12 protein-coding genes are annotated in these 15,520 nt (G+C 68.3%); 4 read left to right on the top strand and 8 right to left on the bottom strand.

All coding sequences use genetic code 11. The features are described from left to right. Positions 1–4: 4 nt before the first annotated feature. The 3 genes from SD37_RS06035 to SD37_RS06025 form a co-directional block, all read right to left on the bottom strand. Entirely contained in the window at positions 5–565 is a 561-nt protein-coding gene (locus SD37_RS06035; protein ID WP_052674994.1) for a hypothetical protein, read from the bottom strand. A gap of 153 nt (positions 566–718) precedes the next feature. Continuing rightward, positions 719–2,140 (bottom strand): hypothetical protein, encoded by a 1,422-nt coding sequence (locus tag SD37_RS06030; protein WP_044852212.1) that lies wholly within the window; start codon positions 2,138–2,140, stop codon positions 719–721. 233 nt (positions 2,141–2,373) lie between these two features. Continuing rightward, positions 2,374–3,744, bottom strand: coding sequence for a cystathionine beta-synthase (locus tag SD37_RS06025; RefSeq protein ID WP_044852211.1), 1,371 nt, complete (start codon positions 3,742–3,744; stop codon positions 2,374–2,376). Between the two features lie 191 nt (positions 3,745–3,935). Here SD37_RS06025 and SD37_RS06020 point away from each other — a divergent pair, with 191 nt between their 5' ends. Continuing rightward, positions 3,936–5,156 (top strand): acetyl-CoA C-acetyltransferase, encoded by a 1,221-nt coding sequence (locus SD37_RS06020; protein WP_044852210.1) that lies wholly within the window; start codon positions 3,936–3,938, stop codon positions 5,154–5,156. A gap of 299 nt (positions 5,157–5,455) precedes the next feature. Here the strand turns inward: SD37_RS06020 and SD37_RS06015 are convergent, their stop codons facing one another. The 5 genes from SD37_RS06015 to SD37_RS05995 form a co-directional block, all read right to left on the bottom strand. Continuing rightward, positions 5,456–6,991 carry a DHA2 family efflux MFS transporter permease subunit gene (locus tag SD37_RS06015; protein WP_044852209.1) on the bottom strand — a complete coding sequence of 512 codons (1,536 nt, stop codon included), beginning with the start codon at positions 6,989–6,991 and terminating at the stop codon, positions 5,456–5,458. Between the two features lie 225 nt (positions 6,992–7,216). Continuing rightward, on the bottom strand, positions 7,217–8,485 hold the full coding sequence (locus SD37_RS06010) for a YeeE/YedE family protein (RefSeq protein WP_044852208.1): 1,269 nt from the start codon (positions 8,483–8,485) through the stop codon (positions 7,217–7,219). Positions 8,486–8,698: 213 nt separating this feature from the next. Continuing rightward, positions 8,699–9,262 carry an LppU/SCO3897 family protein gene (locus SD37_RS06005; protein WP_044852207.1) on the bottom strand — a complete coding sequence of 188 codons (564 nt, stop codon included), beginning with the start codon at positions 9,260–9,262 and terminating at the stop codon, positions 8,699–8,701. A 144-nt stretch (positions 9,263–9,406) separates the two neighbouring features. Further along, positions 9,407–9,940, bottom strand: a complete 534-nt coding sequence (locus SD37_RS06000) for an LppU/SCO3897 family protein (protein WP_044852206.1) — start codon at positions 9,938–9,940, stop codon at positions 9,407–9,409. Positions 9,941–10,013: 73 nt separating this feature from the next. Then, entirely contained in the window at positions 10,014–10,850 is an 837-nt protein-coding gene (locus SD37_RS05995; RefSeq protein WP_044852205.1) for a Bax inhibitor-1/YccA family protein, read from the bottom strand. Positions 10,851–11,165: 315 nt separating this feature from the next. Here SD37_RS05995 and SD37_RS05990 point away from each other — a divergent pair, with 315 nt between their 5' ends. The 3 genes from SD37_RS05990 to SD37_RS05980 all read left to right on the top strand — a co-directional run bounded on the left by SD37_RS05990 (position 11,166) and on the right by SD37_RS05980 (position 15,424). Further along, the gene (locus SD37_RS05990; RefSeq protein WP_044852204.1) at positions 11,166–12,635 is read left to right on the top strand and encodes a SpaA isopeptide-forming pilin-related protein; all 1,470 of its coding nucleotides are present in this window, start codon (positions 11,166–11,168) and stop codon (positions 12,633–12,635) included. 11 nt (positions 12,636–12,646) lie between these two features. Further along, positions 12,647–13,333, top strand: a complete 687-nt coding sequence (locus SD37_RS05985; RefSeq protein WP_044852203.1) for a class F sortase — start codon at positions 12,647–12,649, stop codon at positions 13,331–13,333. A gap of 99 nt (positions 13,334–13,432) precedes the next feature. Next, a complete protein-coding gene (locus SD37_RS05980) occupies positions 13,433–15,424 on the top strand; it encodes an SDR family oxidoreductase (RefSeq protein ID WP_044852772.1) in 1,992 nt (663 codons plus the stop codon). Positions 15,425–15,520: the final 96 nt, after the last annotated feature.

Here is a 15,520-nt window from a genome sequence, read left to right as displayed (position 1 = left end):
GATCTCACCAGCCGGGCTGCTGGGGAAACTGATTCCGCGGCCGGTAGGGCTGGGCGGGGGACGGCCGCCAGCGCAGATACTTCAGCGTCGGCGGGATGATCGCGAAGATCAGCGTGAACGGGGCGAACGCGAACATGACCACCCTGACCACGGCGATGAATGTCTTGAATTCGAACTGCAGGCGGAAGTACACACCGTAGGTCCCGTTGAACGCCAACGGTTCCACCAGCACGGCGGCGATCACCAGCAGCGAGCCGAGCACCAGGAGGACGGCGCCGGCGACCGAGCGGAAGAACGCCGACAGCGCACCGATCAGGAGGAACAGCGCGGCCAGCAGGTACAGCCCCAGCATGGTGAGCACGAGACCGGGCAGATTGCCGATGCTGAACCCGGACGGCAGCCTGAGGAAGAAGTAGATCGGGATGTACCCGGCGCATCCCGCAGCGACGAGACCGAACAACGCGGCGATGATCGCCGTCGCGCCGGTCGGCCGTGCCTGCGGTGCGGGGTAGCCGAAATCGCCCGGTCCGGGCTGCTGCGCGGGATATCCGTACGGACCGGTCACGTCGCCCCCATCAGCCGGTGTGGGTTAACGGCGCTCACCCTAGCCCGGTGTTCCCGGTCATGGCTGGCGTTTCGGGAGACCCCGGTGAAAACGCCGACGCCCCCGGCCGAGTGGCCGGGGGCGTCGGTGAGCGAAACGTTCAGTGGCGGTGACTCACCACTGCTGCGGCGGCTGACCGGGCTGCTGACCCGGCTGACCCGGCTGGCCGAAACCGCCACTGGGCGGCCCCTGCTGGCCGGGCTGCTGGCCGAAACCACTCTGCTGCTGCGGTTGGCCGAAGCCGCCCTGCTGCTGCGGCTGCTGGCCGAAGCCGCCCTGCTGCTGACCCGGCTGGCCGAAGCCACCGCCGGGCTGGCCGGGCTGCTGTTGCTGCTGGCCGAAACCACCTTGCTGGCCCGGCTGCGGGAACCCGCCCGAAGACGGGCCGGGCTGGCCGTAGGGATTCTGCTGCTGCTGACCGTACTGTCCGGGCTGACCCGGCTGGCCGAAGCCACCCTGCGGCGGACCGCCGAACCCACCGGGCTGGCCGCTCTGCGGGGCACCGAGTACCGAACCGCCGCCACCGAGGCCGACGAACTGCGCTGTCCCCGGGATCAGGCCCAGCACACCGATGATCAGGATCAGGATGCCGAAGATCAGGTGCGGCAGGCCGATGCCGATGCCGACCTTGTCACCCAGCGGCCCGAGCTCGCGCTTGAACTCCTCCGACGGCGTCGTGCCGAGCAGCAGGAGCAGACCGAAGAGGAACAGCAACGCGCCGGACGCGGTGACCGCGATCGGCACGATCTTCTTGAGCGAGGCCGGAAGCTTGCCCACCAGGGCGAGACCGGCACCGGACGCCGTCGCGACGAGCGAGGCGACCAGCAGCAGGATCACGTACAGCCAGACGACGCCGGGACCGACCGTCCCGGCCTTGTCGAGGAACTGCTGCAGTGCCTCGTCGCTCGGCGCGTTGCCGAGGCCTTCGGAGTAGTCGCTGGCGTCGCCGAAGTACACGAAGCTGAAGATCAGCGCGAGAAGACCGAGAAGGCCGACCAGGCCACCGGCGATGAACCCGAACATCGGGTTCCCGCCGCCGCCACCGGCGGGAGCGGGGCTGTAGCCCTGCGGCGGTCCACCGAAACCGGGCTGCTGGCCGAAACCGCCCTGCGGCGGTCCGCCGAAGCCCTGCTGCGGCTGGCCGAAACCGGACTGCTGCTGTCCCTGCGACGGGTCGAACCCGCCCTGCTGGGGACCGCCGAAGCCCTGCTGCTGACCGAAGCCGCCCTGGGCGCCGTAGGAACCGGCGGCCGGGTTGTCGGCCGCGCTCGGCGGCGGGGCGTACGGGATGGCGGGCGGCTGCGAACCGGGCGGCACGAGCTGGGTGGAGTCGGCGCCGGGGGCTTCCCCGCCCCCGCTCACCGGCTGCACGACCTGGGTCGCGTTCGCGTCACCGGAGCCCTGCTGCACCGGCTGCACGACCTGCGTGGGCTCCGGCGTATCGCCGAACCCGCCACCCTGGGGCTGCTCATACGAAGGCTGCCCGTACTGCGGTTGCCCGTAGTCGGGCTGCGCGGGCTGGCCGGGCTGCACCACCTGGGTCGGTTCCGGGGAACCGAACGGGTTGTCTTGCTGCGACTGGGGGCCACTCGGGGGTCCCTGCGGTGGCTGGGCGCCACCCCAAGGCTGATTCGGTGGCTGCGGAGCACTCATTTGGGTCTTGAACCCCCTTGACGAGGACATAAAAGTTCAACTCACCCAACACGCTATCGGATAGCCGGGTGGGCCGCTCGTAACGCCCCGGCCCGGCCATCCGATGGAATGCCTCTTTACCGTCCCGCGAGAAACGCGAGCAGGTCGTGACGGGTGACGACGCCCGCCGGCTTGCCGTCGACCAGCACCAGCGCGCCGTCGGCGCCCGACAGCGCGTTCATCGCCGAACCCACCTGTTCACCGGCGCCGATGGTCGGCAGCGGCGGCGACATGTGCTGCTCGAGCCGGTCGGCGAGCTGTGCCTTGCCGGTGAAGAGCGCTTCGAGCAGATCGCGTTCGTTGACCGCGCCGACGACCTCGGCCGCCATGACCGGCGGCTCCGCGCTGACCACGGGCATCTGGCTGACGCCGAACTCCGAAAGGATCGCCACCGCTTCGGCGACCGTCTCGTTCGGGTGGCTGTGCACCAGGCTGGGCAGCGAGCCGCTCTTCTTCATCAGGACGTCGCGGACGGTCGCGCCGCTCGAATCCGGCGGCAGGAAGCCGTAGGAGGACATCCAGCTGTCGTTGAACACCTTGGTGAGGTAGCCGCGGCCGCCGTCGGGCAGGAGCACGACGACGACGTCGTCCGGGCCGAGTTCCTCGGCGAGCTTGAGCGCGGCGGCGACGGCCATCCCGCACGAGCCGCCGACGAGCAGTCCTTCTTCGAGCGCGAGGCGGCGCGTGATGTCGAAGGAATGCGCGTCCGACACCGCGATGATCCGGTCGGCGATGTTCCGGTCGTAGGTGTCCGGCCAGAAGTCCTCACCGACGCCCTCGACCAGGTACGGCCGCCCGGATCCGCCGGAGTACACCGAACCCTCGGGGTCCGCGCCGATGACCTGGACGCGGCCGTCGCTGACCTCCTTGAGGTACTTGCCGGTGCCCGAGATGGTGCCGCCGGTGCCGACGCCCGCGACGAAATGCGTGATCTTGCCCTCGGTCTGGCGCCAGAGTTCCGGGCCGGTCGAGTGGTAGTGGCTGGCGGGGTTCTCCGGGTTGGCGTACTGGTTCGGCTTCCAGGCGCCTTCGATCTCGCGCACGAGGCGGTCGGAGACGTTGTAGTAGGAGTCCGGGTGCTCCGGCGCCACCGCGGTCGGGCAGACCACTACCCGGGCGCCGTAGGCCTTGAGCACGTTGCGCTTGTCCTCGCTGACCTTGTCGGGGCAGACGAACACGCACTTGTATCCCTTGCGCTGCGCCACCATGGCCAGCCCTACACCGGTGTTGCCGGACGTCGGCTCGACGATGGTGCCGCCGGGCTTCAGCTCGCCCGAGCGCTCCGCCGCTTCGATCATCCGCAGCGCGATGCGGTCCTTGACGCTGCCGCCGGGGTTGACGTACTCGACCTTGGCCAGGATGAGCGGTTGCAGCCCCTCGGCCAGTGCGTTCAGCTTGACCAGAGGGGTGTTGCCCACGAGGTCCACGATGTGCTCGACGTAATCCACGTGGACAGCCTAAACGCCGCAGGTCGGGATGTGTCCACTCAACCGGCAGCGTCACCCGGCGCCGGAACGCGCCATCGGAAAGAGTGGTGTCGGTCGCGTTCACCTTTGACCCGCACCTCCCTCCGGTGGAGGATGCGAGGTGAGCAACCGCTTAGCGCGTGTCTGGATCGAGAACAAGGGAGTGTCGTTCCATGCCCGAAGCCGTCATCGTCTCCACCGCCCGATCCCCGATCGGCCGCGCCGGCAAGGGATCGCTGGTGAACATCCGCCCGGACGATCTCACCGCGCAGATGGTCCGCGCCGCGCTCGACAAGGTCCCCGAACTCGACCCGACGCAGATCGAAGACCTCATGCTGGGCTGCGGTCTCCCCGGTGGCGAGCAGGGCTTCAACATGGGCCGTGCGGTCGCCGTCGAACTCGGCTACGACCACCTGCCCGGCTGCACCATCACGCGGTACTGCTCCTCCAGCCTGCAGACCACCCGCATGGCGCTGCACGCGATCAAGGCGGGCGAAGGCGACGTGTTCATCTCCGCCGGTGTCGAGACCGTTTCGCGCTTCGCCAACGGCAGTTCGGACTCCTGGCCGAACACGCACAACCCGCTGTTCGCCGACGCCGAGGCCCGCACCGCGCAGGTGGCCGCCGAGGGCGCCGACAGCTGGACCGACCCGCGCGAGAACGGCGCGCTGCCGGACGTCTACATCGCGATGGGCCAGACCGCCGAGAACCTCGCGCGGCTGAAGAACGTCTCGCGTGAAGAGATGGACGAGTTCGGGGTGCGTTCGCAGAACCTCGCCGAGAAGGCCATCGCGGACGGCTTCTGGGCCAAGGACATCACCCCGGTGACCCTGCCGGACGGCACCGTGGTCTCGAAGGACGACGGCCCGCGCGCCGGCGTCACCCTCGAAGGCGTCTCCGGCCTCAAGCCGGTGTTCCGCCCCGACGGCCGGATCACCGCCGGCAACTGCTGCGCGCTCAACGACGGCGCCGCCGCGGTGATCATCATGTCCGACACCAAGGCTCGCGAGCTGGGCCTGACGCCGCTCGCCCGCGTCGTCTCGACGGGCGTTTCGGGGCTGTCGCCGGAGATCATGGGCTACGGCCCGGTCGAGGCGTCGAAGCGGGCGCTCGCGCGCGCCGGGATGTCGATCGGCGACATCGACCTCGTCGAGATCAACGAGGCGTTCGCGGCGCAGGTCATCCCGTCGTACAAGGACCTCGGGATCGACCTCGACCGGCTGAACGTCAACGGCGGCGCGATCGCCGTCGGCCACCCGTTCGGCATGACCGGCGCGCGGATCACCTCGACGCTGATCAACTCGCTTCAGCACCACGACAAGCAGTTCGGCCTGGAGACGATGTGCGTCGGCGGTGGCCAGGGCATGGCGATGGTGCTGGAGCGCCTCTCCTGACCCGCTGACCAGCGAAAAGGGAGCAAGGGACCTTTGCTGTCGTTAGTTAGTGCGCTAACGAACGCTAGCAAAGGTCCCTTGCTCCCTTCCGGGCTTAGCGCCTGAATTGGAAGTCGACGCAGACGCGCCACAGCGACCCGACGCCCTCACGACCATCCGCACAGGACGCCTTTCCAGCAAAAGTGCCCGTTTTGGACAATTTGCACGGTTTCACGCCGGGGTCGTGAGTGCTAAGTAGCGTTCTAACCCCACTTGGCACTCACGACCCCCGCCCCCGCGCGAATTCCGACGCGGAACCCCTAGTGGGTCATGATCGGCGGCGCCGCGGGGACCTCGCCGCCGGCCGCGCCCTCCGGCAGCGCGGGCTTGGTCTTCGGCAGGAACGCCGCCGGGACCAGGCACAGCGCCAGCAGGATCATCGACCACAGGAACGTCGTCGAGAACGAGTCCGCGGCCAATCCCGCGGCCACCTCGTGCGTGGCCGGGTTCATGATCGCGCCCGTCGCGGCGAGCTGCCCCTGAGCGGTCGGCACGCCGAACTTCCCCGCCAGCTGCGCGGCCAGGATGATCGACAGCACCGCCGCGCCGATCGCGCCCGCGGTCTGCTGGAAGATGTTCGTCGCCGTCGACGCCCTCGCCATGTCCTTCGGCTCCAGCGTCTGCAGCGCGGCCGAGGTGATCGGCATCATCGTCGCGCCCATGCCGAGCCCGATCACGAACAGGGCCGAAAGCAGCAGCCAGTACGGCGTCGTCGCGGTGACCTGCGTGAACGAAATCAGCCCGGCGAGCATCAGCACGAGACCGGGCAGGACGATCTTCCTGGCGCCGATCTTGTCCGCCAGCCTGCCCGCGATCGGCATGGTCAGCATGGCGCCGAAACCCTGCGGCGCGAGCAACAGCCCCGCGTTCATCGCCGACTCGCCGCGGGCGAGGACGAAGTACGTGGGCAGCAACAGCATCGCGCCGAAGAACGCGACGCAGAAGAACGTCATCGTCACCATCGCGATGGAGAACGACCGGTTCTTGAACAGCTTCAGGTCGACCAACGGGTTCGAAACCCGGTTCGCCCGGAGCACGAACGCCACCAGCAGCACGATCCCGGCCAGCGCGGGCAGCCAGACCTCCACCGCGCCGACACCGCCTGCCGACGGGATGTTCGAGACACCGAAGATCAGCGCCGCCAGTCCCGGCGACACCATCAGCATGCCGGCGAAGTCGAACCGCTCGCCGGGCTCCGGCCGGTCCTTCGGCAGCAGGCGCCAGGCCAGCAGGATGGTGATCAGGCCGATCGGCACGTTGATGTAGAAGATCCAGCGCCAGCTCACCGCGTCGACCAGCCAGCCGCCGAGGATCGGGCCGCCGATCGGGCCGAGCAGCATCGGCACGCCGAGCACACCCATCACCCGGCCGATCCGGTGCGGCCCCGCAGCCCTGGTCAGGATCGTCATACCGGCGGGCATCAGCATGCCGCCGCCGAAGCCCTGCAGGACGCGGAAGGCGATCAGCGATTCGACGTCCCAGGCCATCCCGGTGAGCATCGAGCCGATCAGGAACAACCCGATCGCCGTCAGGTAGAGCCGTTTGGTGCCGAACCGGTCCGAAGCCCAGCCGGTGACCGGGATGACCGTGGCCAGCGCCAGCATGTAGCCGGTCGCGACCCACTGGATGGTGTCGAACGACGTCTGGAACTCGATGGTCAGCTTCTGGAGCGCGACGTTGACGACCGTCGTGTCGAGGATCGCCATGATCGCGCCGAGGATGACGACGCCGGCGATCTTGAGCACGCCTGCGTCGAGTTTGTCTCCGGCGGGCGCGGCCGGACCTTGCGTTGACATGTGAAACCCGTCCCTGGTGATCAGCGGACGCGACGACCCCCGCCGGTCGCGACTGCGAGCTTGATGCCCGGCGTCTGCGCCGGGCCTTCCCCATGACGCTTGTGCACTGATACACAAGCGAGAACAGGTTGCCGAGCGTAGCCGAACACGGGTTTTACTTGCCAACTTTTTCCCCGTATGCGGGCCGAAAGGGCAAGCCCGCATACGGTTTGTCACACTGGGTGATCAGCAGATGCCATCGGTCGGGGCGGGGTTGCCGAGTCCGAAGAGGGGCCGCAGCTTGAGCCCGATCCAGGTGCCGCCGAGCGCGAACACCCCCCACAGCCAGCCGTGCAGGCTCCCGACCGAGATACCCCCGAGGTAGGCGCCGATGTTGCAGCCGCCTGCCATCCGCGCGCCGACGCCCATGAGGATCCCGCCGAGCACCGCGGCGAGGGCGGTGCGCCACGGGATCGAGCTGTGGATCTTCCACGCGCCCGCCGCGGCGGCGGCCACGCCCGCGCCGATCATGATGCCGATGTCGGTGAGGCTGTTCTTGTCCTTCCAGATCGGCGCCGCCAGCGAAGCCGCGTTCGCCTTGAGCCGCCAGAATTCCCAGGTTTCCGGGTGCAGCCCGAACACCTGCAGGATCTTGGCGCCCCACAGGCTGAACGCGCTGGTGACACCCCAGATGCCGCCGGACACCAGGAAGACCGCGCCCGCCAGCACCCCGAGGACGACGGCGCCGACGAGGATCGGCCAGGAACCGCGGAAGACGCGCGCGAAGCCGTGCGCGGTCGGAACGGCGCCGACCGGCGGTGGATTGCGGCGCTTCTGCACGAACCGGGTGCCCAGCACGATCGCGGCGAGGACGGCGACGGTGATCGCCCACGAACCGAACCAGCCGACGTGGTCGGCGAGCAGGATCCCCTTGAACTCCGGCCAGCCCGAAAGCAGCGGATACGCCCACGTGTAGAGGACCGAGCCGGTGATGAACCCGCCGAGGGTCAGCACGATCGCCGACTGCCCGGAGCCGACCGCGAACAGCGTCCCCGACGCGCACGCGCCGCCCAGCTGCATGCCGATGGCGAAGATCGTCGCGCCCACGAACAGCGCGAGCCCCAGTCCGCCCGCCGTCGGATTCGGCGTGCTGCCGAACAGACCGGAACCGGTGCCGACGATCAACGCGATCAGCGTCGCGGCCGTCCCGAGCAGCAACGTGTGCGCCCGCAGACCCTGGCCGTTACCGACCGCGATCAGCTGGCGCCAGGCCGATGTGAAGCCGAAGCGGGAGTGGAAGAGCGCGAGCCCGAGCAGCAGCCCGAGGATGAGCAGGACACCGAACTTCGCGCCGTGCGCGGCCCAGACGTACCAGGTCAGACCGACGGCGAGGACACCCGCGACCGCCAGCGGCACGGTCTTGACCGGCTCCTCCGGTTCCGGGACCGGGGCGGCGCAGGAGGTCGGGAAGTCGAGGAGTTTCTTCGCACCGGCTTGGGCTTCTGTCGTCGCCACCAGGACTCCAGATCGATCGGCGAGGTTGGGGACGAGCAACGTTAGGACCGGTGACCGCCCGGTCGCAGCCCGTCCCACAGTGTGCGACGAACGGACGCGCCCGCAGGCCCGGATGGCGGCGGCGATACCAAAGGTCCCTTGCTCCCCCGGAAGCGCGCGAAGGCCCCCTTCCCTCGACTCAGCCGAGGGAAGGGGGCCTTCACGCGCTTCGGGCTACTTGCCCACTTTCAAACAGATGGTGGTCGGCGGAGTCGAGTACGACCGCACGTGCGTCGCTTCGGTGCCTTCACACACGGCCTCGTCCACGACGTTGGCGACTTTGAGCAACTCCGCGTCCTTGGTGGGGTCGGTGCAGGACACCTTTTGGTAGCCGGCGGTGGAGGAGTTGTAGCCCGTCAGGCAGTCACCCTGCTTGGCGTTGACCGCCAGGCACAACTTGTACGAGATCCGGCCGGTCATCGAGATGCTGTCGTAGTCGCCTTGCGGGCAGGCCTCGTCGCCACCCACGCGGGCGGCGATCTTGACGTTCGCCTCCGGGGCGCCGCAGTCGGCCTTCTTCGGCTCGTCGGCCGTCCGCGAGAACTCGGTCACGCTCAAGCAGTCGCCGGCCTGGGCGTTGCCCGTCCCGGTGAAGTAGTTGAACAGGAAGAGTCCGCCGCCGACCGCGACGACGAGCACCGGGATGGCGAAGCGCAACCAGCCGAGCTTGGACCGCTTGGGCGCCACCGGCTGACCGCCGGGAGGCGGACCGAAAGCATCGGGCTGTCCCACCGGCATTTGGCCCCCAGGGGCCGGCTGGGAAGTGGTCACCGAGAAACCTCACAGGTGTGAAGAGGAATAAGAACCCCGGTATCAAACACGTACCGTGATCAACGCCACCCACCGGCCCCCCGAACGAGTGAAAGCCCCTGGTCGAGGAAGCTATTTCAGACTCTTGACGCAGACCGTCGAAGGCGGCGTCGAGTAGCCCTTGAGGTGGGTCGCTTCCGTGTCGTCACAGGAGGCGGCGCCGTCGACCACCTTCACGACCTCCGCGTCCTTCGCCGGATCCGAGCACGGCACCTTCTGGTACGCGACGCTGTCGGCCAGGAAGTTCTCGAGGCAGTCGCCCTGCTTCGCGTTGATCATCATGCAGAGCTTGTACGAGGAGAACGTCTTGTCGACGGTGAGCTGGTCGTACTCGCCCTCCGGGCAAGCCGCGCCGGTCTCGGTCTTCGCCCCGGCCTTCGCGTTGGCTTCGACCGAACCGCAGTCGGCCTTGGCCGGATCCTCGTCGACATCGCCGAACGTGGTGACCGCGTAGCAGGCACCCACCTGAATGTCGTCCGTGCTGGAGAGGTACCCGACGATCCACGACGACGCGCTGAGCACGACGAGCGCGACCGGTACCAGGACACTCACCCAGAACCATTTGGATCGCTTCGGCCTGACGGGTTCGCCGCTGTGCTCGGTCATGGGGTCAGGGTATGCACGGGAACGGAAAAGGGCGCCCCGATCGCTCGGAGCGCCCTTTCGCGAAAGACCTGCGTCAATCGTTTTGGAAGTACGACAGCAGTCGCAGGATCTCGAGGTACAGCCAGACCAGCGTGGTCATCAGGCCGAAGGCGGCGAACCACGCCCACTTCGACGGCATGCCTTCGCGGATCATCCGGTCGGCCTGGTCGAAGTCGAGCAGGAAGCTGAACGCCGCGACACCGATCACCACGAGGCTGAAGATGATCGCGATCGGCCCGCCGTCACGCAGCGGGTTGAAGCCGAAGAAGCTGGTGATGAGGTTGACCAGCATCAGGATCGCGACGCCGACGACGGCGCCGATGATCCACTTCGTCAGCTTCGGGGTGACCTTGACCGCACCGGTCTTGTAGACGACCAGCATCGCGATGAACACACCCGCGGTACCGATGATCGCCTGAATCGCGATGCCGGGGTAGAGCAGTTCGAAAAGGCCGCTGATGGCACCGAGGAAGACACCCTCGGCAGCCGAGTACGCCAGCGTGAGCGGGCCGCTCGGCTTCTGCTTGAAGATGATCACGAGCGAGATCACGAGGCCGACGAGCATGCCGCCGACGAGCGCGCCGATCACGGCGCCGGGGATGGCGGTGATCTTGCCCGAAGCCGAGGTCGAGACCTGGCTGATCGCCCAGATTGCGGTGAGCACACCGGTCACCAGCGCGGTGCCGAGGCTCAGCGCCGTCTTGATGACGACGTCGTCCACGGTCATCGGACGGTCGTCGGCGCCGGCGGAGGTCTGCGGAGGACCGTAGCCGGGCACCCCGCCCTGAGGTTGGTTGAAGCCTACGTTGGGTCCGTACTGAGCCGCGCCACGCGGCAGGTTCCGGAACGCCGGGTTGCTACTGGATCGCACCTGATCCTCCTGGATCTACTGGCACCTGCATCGGGTTCAACGACCGCGGGGGCCGCCCGGTTCCCGTCGAAGTAAAGACGACTTTACTCACATTCGGGGCCGAGCCCATCTCCCCCACCGTATGCGGCGGAGATCACCGACCGTTCACCGATACCCCACCTGATGCCGTATTGCCAAAACCGCTGCTCACCCGCCACCCTCCACGGTGCGTGTTCGGATAATCACCGAAGGCGTGTCGGGGAACCTATCGATCGTGTGACCTGCGTCGACGTAAAGGCGCCGACGGCAGAACACGGCCAAAGGAGTCAACACACCATGGGGTGGACCACACGCCCGAGCGTGCGTTCGCGCGCCTTGACCAGCCTGATCGCGACATGCCTGCTCGGCGCGCTGTCCGCCACCGTCGCGGCGACACCGGCCTCGGCCGCCAAGCAGGAGGGCGTCGGCTACGAAGTCACGCCCGGTCAGACTGTCGACAAGAAACCCAGAGCACGGGACTGGCTCGGTTCCTACGTCGTCAACGGCAAGCACGTGTTCTGCGTCTCCTTCCAGCTGAAGGCGCCGGACACGAACGAGAAGTACGAGCCCGGTGACGAACTCCTCGACAAGTGGGGCGCGAAGCTCCCCGAGGACACCGCGGCCAACATCTCCTACCTGCTGCTGCGCTACGGCGGCACCCAGGACAAGGCCGAGGCGGCGGCGCTCGCGCACCTGCTGCACTCGTGGACCTCGAAGCCGCGTTCGGCCGCGGATCTCGATCCCGCCCTGCCCGCGGAGAAGATCGGCTACGACGTCCAGAGCCACCTCGACAAGCTGAAGGCGCAGCACGCCGACGCCGCCACGGCCGTCGAGAAGCTGACCAAGGACGCCGAGGCCAACCGCGGACCGTGGAGCACCGCGATCGCGCCGCCGAAGGATGACCAGCACATCGGCACCGCGGGCGAGTGGACGATCAGCGTCAAGAACGCCAAGGGCAAGGGTGTCTCCGGCGTACCGGTGAAGCTCACCCCGTCGAACGCGACGATCGACAGCGGTGAGAGCACGAAGCCCGCTTCGACGTCGACCGCCAAGGCCGAGAAGGCCACCACGGTGAAGACGGGCGAGGACGGCACTGTCACGGTCAAAGTGACGCCGACGGGTGACCAGCCGAAGCTGGCCAGTTCGCTGTCCGCCCCCGCGGACCGGCCGTACGTGCAGTTCCCGGTCGAGACCGGGGTGCAGAAGGTCGTCTCGACCGGCGGCGAGAAGGAACTGAAGGCGCAGGGTGTCGCGGTCGTTTCGAAGCCGGGCAAGGTCCAGGTGAGCAAGGTCGACGCGAAGACCGGCAAGGGCATCGCGGGCGCGGCGCTGCGGATCACCGCCAAGGACAAGACCGCGGCGGCGGTCGGCCACGACGGCAAGCCGCTCAACGGCACCGACGGCAAGCCCGCCGTCGTCACCACCGAAGGCGAGAACGGCACGGTCACCGTCGAGAACCTGCGGACCCCGCAGGAGATCTGCGTGATCGAGGTCAGCGCGCCGCCGGGCTACACCAACGCGTTCGACCCGAAGAATCCGCCGTCCGCCTGCGGCGAGGTCAAGCCGGGTGAGACGCTGGCGCTCAAGGTCGCCAACACGCCCAACGAGGTACCGCGCACCATTCCCGCCGGCGACCGGCCGGTGGCGATGATGCAGGGCACCGTCGAGAATTCGGCGTCGACCGCCGGGATCCTCGGCGTCGGCGCGCTCGCGCTGCTCGGTTCGATCTCGGTGGGCGTGGCCGCGCGGCGGTCTTCGCGACGCTAAGAGGGTTCGGAATGTCAGTACGCCGCGGGTTCGCGCTGGGAGCCGTCACGGTCCTGTGCGCGGACCTGGTCGCGGCCTTGATCATCTGGCCGCCGACGACGGTGGTGGCGGGGACGGCCCAGCCCGTCTCCGTCCCCGTCGCGGGCGGGGCACCGGCCGCGCCCGCGCAGCAGGAGGTCGCGCCTCCGCCGGAGATCGTCCCCACGACCCCGGCCACGGCCCCGCCGCCGCCGTCGAAGGAGCCCGAAGCCCCGAAACCGCAGGGTCCGGGGACGATCAGGCTGCCCGCGGGTGGCGCGGCGAAACTCGTGCGCAAGGAACTGGGGCCGGGTGCGGAGCTTCCGGTGCCGGAGAACCTCGGCGAGGTGACCTGGTGGGGCGCGGAACTGAGTTCGGCCACCGGGGCGAGCGTGTTCGCCGGGCACGTGAACTGGAAGGGCGCGACGGGTCCGTTCGCGGAACTGTGGAACGACCGGATCGGCGGCGCGGTCACCGTGGTCGACAAGACGGGGAAGTCTTGGCAGTACAAGGTTTCCCAGCTGATCACGCTGAAGAAGAACGAACTGCCGCAGCGGGCCGACGAGTTGTTCGGCCAGTCCGGTCCACATCGGATAGTCCTCGTCACCTGCGGCGGCCGTTGGGTCGGCGGGGAGACCGGTTATGCCGAGAACCGGGTCGTCATCGCCGACCCGGCCTAGTTACCCGTGAGTAACTTCACCGGCGCCATGGTGGTCAGCGTCGTCGTGATGCAGCAGAATGCCGGTGGACGCGGGCGAACACGGTGAAGGGTGAAGCAGATGGCGACTTTTCTGGTGACCGGGGCGACCGGACTGATCGGGCGCCAGTTCACCCGGCTGCTGCTCACCAGGGAGGACGTCGACAAGGTCGCGCTCGTCGTCCGCCCGTCCTCACAGGACAAACTCGCGAAACTCGTCAACTCCTGGCCGCATCCGGAGCGCGTCACCCTCGTCACCGGTGATCTCGGCGAGCCTCTGCTCGGCGTCAGCGAAGAGGATCGAGAGAAGCTTCGCGGTGTCGACAACGTCGTGCACCTCGCCGCCCTTTACGACCTCACCGCCGACGACGAAGCCAGCATCAAGGCCAACGTCGAAGGCACCGCGCAGGTGATCTCGCTCGCCGCCGACCTGAACGCCGGCTGCCTGCACCACGTGTCCTCGGTCGCCGTCGCCGGTGACCACGAGGGCATGTTCACCGAGGAGATGTTCGACGTCGGCCAGCGGCTCGTCACGCCGTACCACCGCACGAAGTTCGAGGCGGAGCGCCTGGTGCGCGAGCAGCAGGACGTGCCGTGGCGGGTGTACCGGCCCGCGGTCGTGGTCGGGAACTCCGAGACCGGCGAGATGGACAAGATCGACGGCCCGTACTACCTGTTCCCCGCGATCAGCAGGCTGGCCGGCCTTCCCGACCTGCCGATCGTCGGCCCCGACCTCGGCGACACCAACGTCGTCCCGGTCGACTACGTCGCCGAGTCGCTGCTCGCGCTGGTCACCACCAAGGGACTCGACGGGCGCGCGTTCCACCTGGTCAACCCGGAACCGCAGCCGGTCGTCTCGGTGTACAACGCCTTCGCGAAGGCGGCGGGCGCGCCGACGATCTCCGTGCAGCTCAACGAACGCGTGTCCAAAGGCATCGTCAACCTGGTGAAACTGAGCGAGCACATCCCCGGTTTCACGATCGCGCGCGACGCCGTGCTGGAGCGGCTCGGGATCCCGCCGGTACTGCTGGAGACCATGGCCTTCCCGTCGGTGTTCTCGTCGGCGTCGACGCGCAAGGCGCTCATCGGCTCGGGTGTCGAGGTGCCGCGGATCGAGGACTACGCGCCCACGCTGTGGCGTTACTGGCGTGAGCACCTGGACCCGTTCCGCGCCCGCAAGCACGGCCCTCGCGGCGAGCTGGACGGCCGTCGCGTGATCATCACCGGCGCGTCGTCGGGGATCGGGCGGGCGACCGCGATCAAGGTCGCGGCGGCGGGCGGTGTGCCCCTGCTCGTGGCGCGGCGCCAGCACGAACTCGAAGAAGTGCGGGACGAGATCATCGCCGCGGGCGGCACCGCGTCGGTGTACCCGGCCGACCTGACCGACGAGGAATCGGTGCACAAGGCCGTCGACGCGATGCTCGCCGAACACGGCCGGATCGACATGCTCGTGAACAACGCCGGCCGGTCGATTCGCCGGTCGATCAAGCTTTCGTACGACCGGTTCCACGATTACGAACGCGCGATGGCGATCAACTACTTCGGCGCGGTGCGGCTGATCCTCGCGGTGCTGCCACATATGTCCGAGCGCAAATTCGGGCACATCGTCAACGTCTCGTCGATCGGCGTGCAGGGAATCGCGCCGCGCTTTTCGGCGTACGCGGCGTCGAAGGCCGCTTTGGACTATTTCTCCCGGATCGCCGCGACCGAGACCCACGGTGACGGAATCACCTTCACGACCATCCACATGCCTCTCGTGCGCACCCCGATGATCCGGCCGACGAAGATTTACGACGCGTTTCCGACGAAATCGCCGGATCAGGCGGCGGACATGGTGATGAAGGCGCTGAAAGACCGCCCGAAGCACATCGGCACGCCCGCCGGGCAGGCGATCGGTCTCGCCTACACACTCACCCCCGGACTCACGGATGCCGTGGCCTACCAAGGTTTCCGCGTGTTCCCGGACTCCGCGGCCGCGGGTGGCGGCGGCGGGCTGAAAATCGGGAAGGGCGAGCAGCATCTGTCACGGGCGGCGGTCGCACTCGCCCGGCTCAGCCGCGGCTTCCATTGGTGACACTGCGCACACGGGTGGCGGCCGTTCAGGTGAGGGATCCCAGCTGAGAGCCGACACACGTCGGTGAATCACGAAGCCTGGCAACGGCGACGCCGG

The sequence above is a fragment of the Amycolatopsis orientalis genome, assembly GCF_000943515.2.
Lineage (GTDB): Bacteria > Actinomycetota > Actinomycetes > Mycobacteriales > Pseudonocardiaceae > Amycolatopsis > Amycolatopsis orientalis.
Note: the sequence above shows the minus strand (reverse complement) of the source record. Positions and strands in the feature narration are given on the sequence as shown.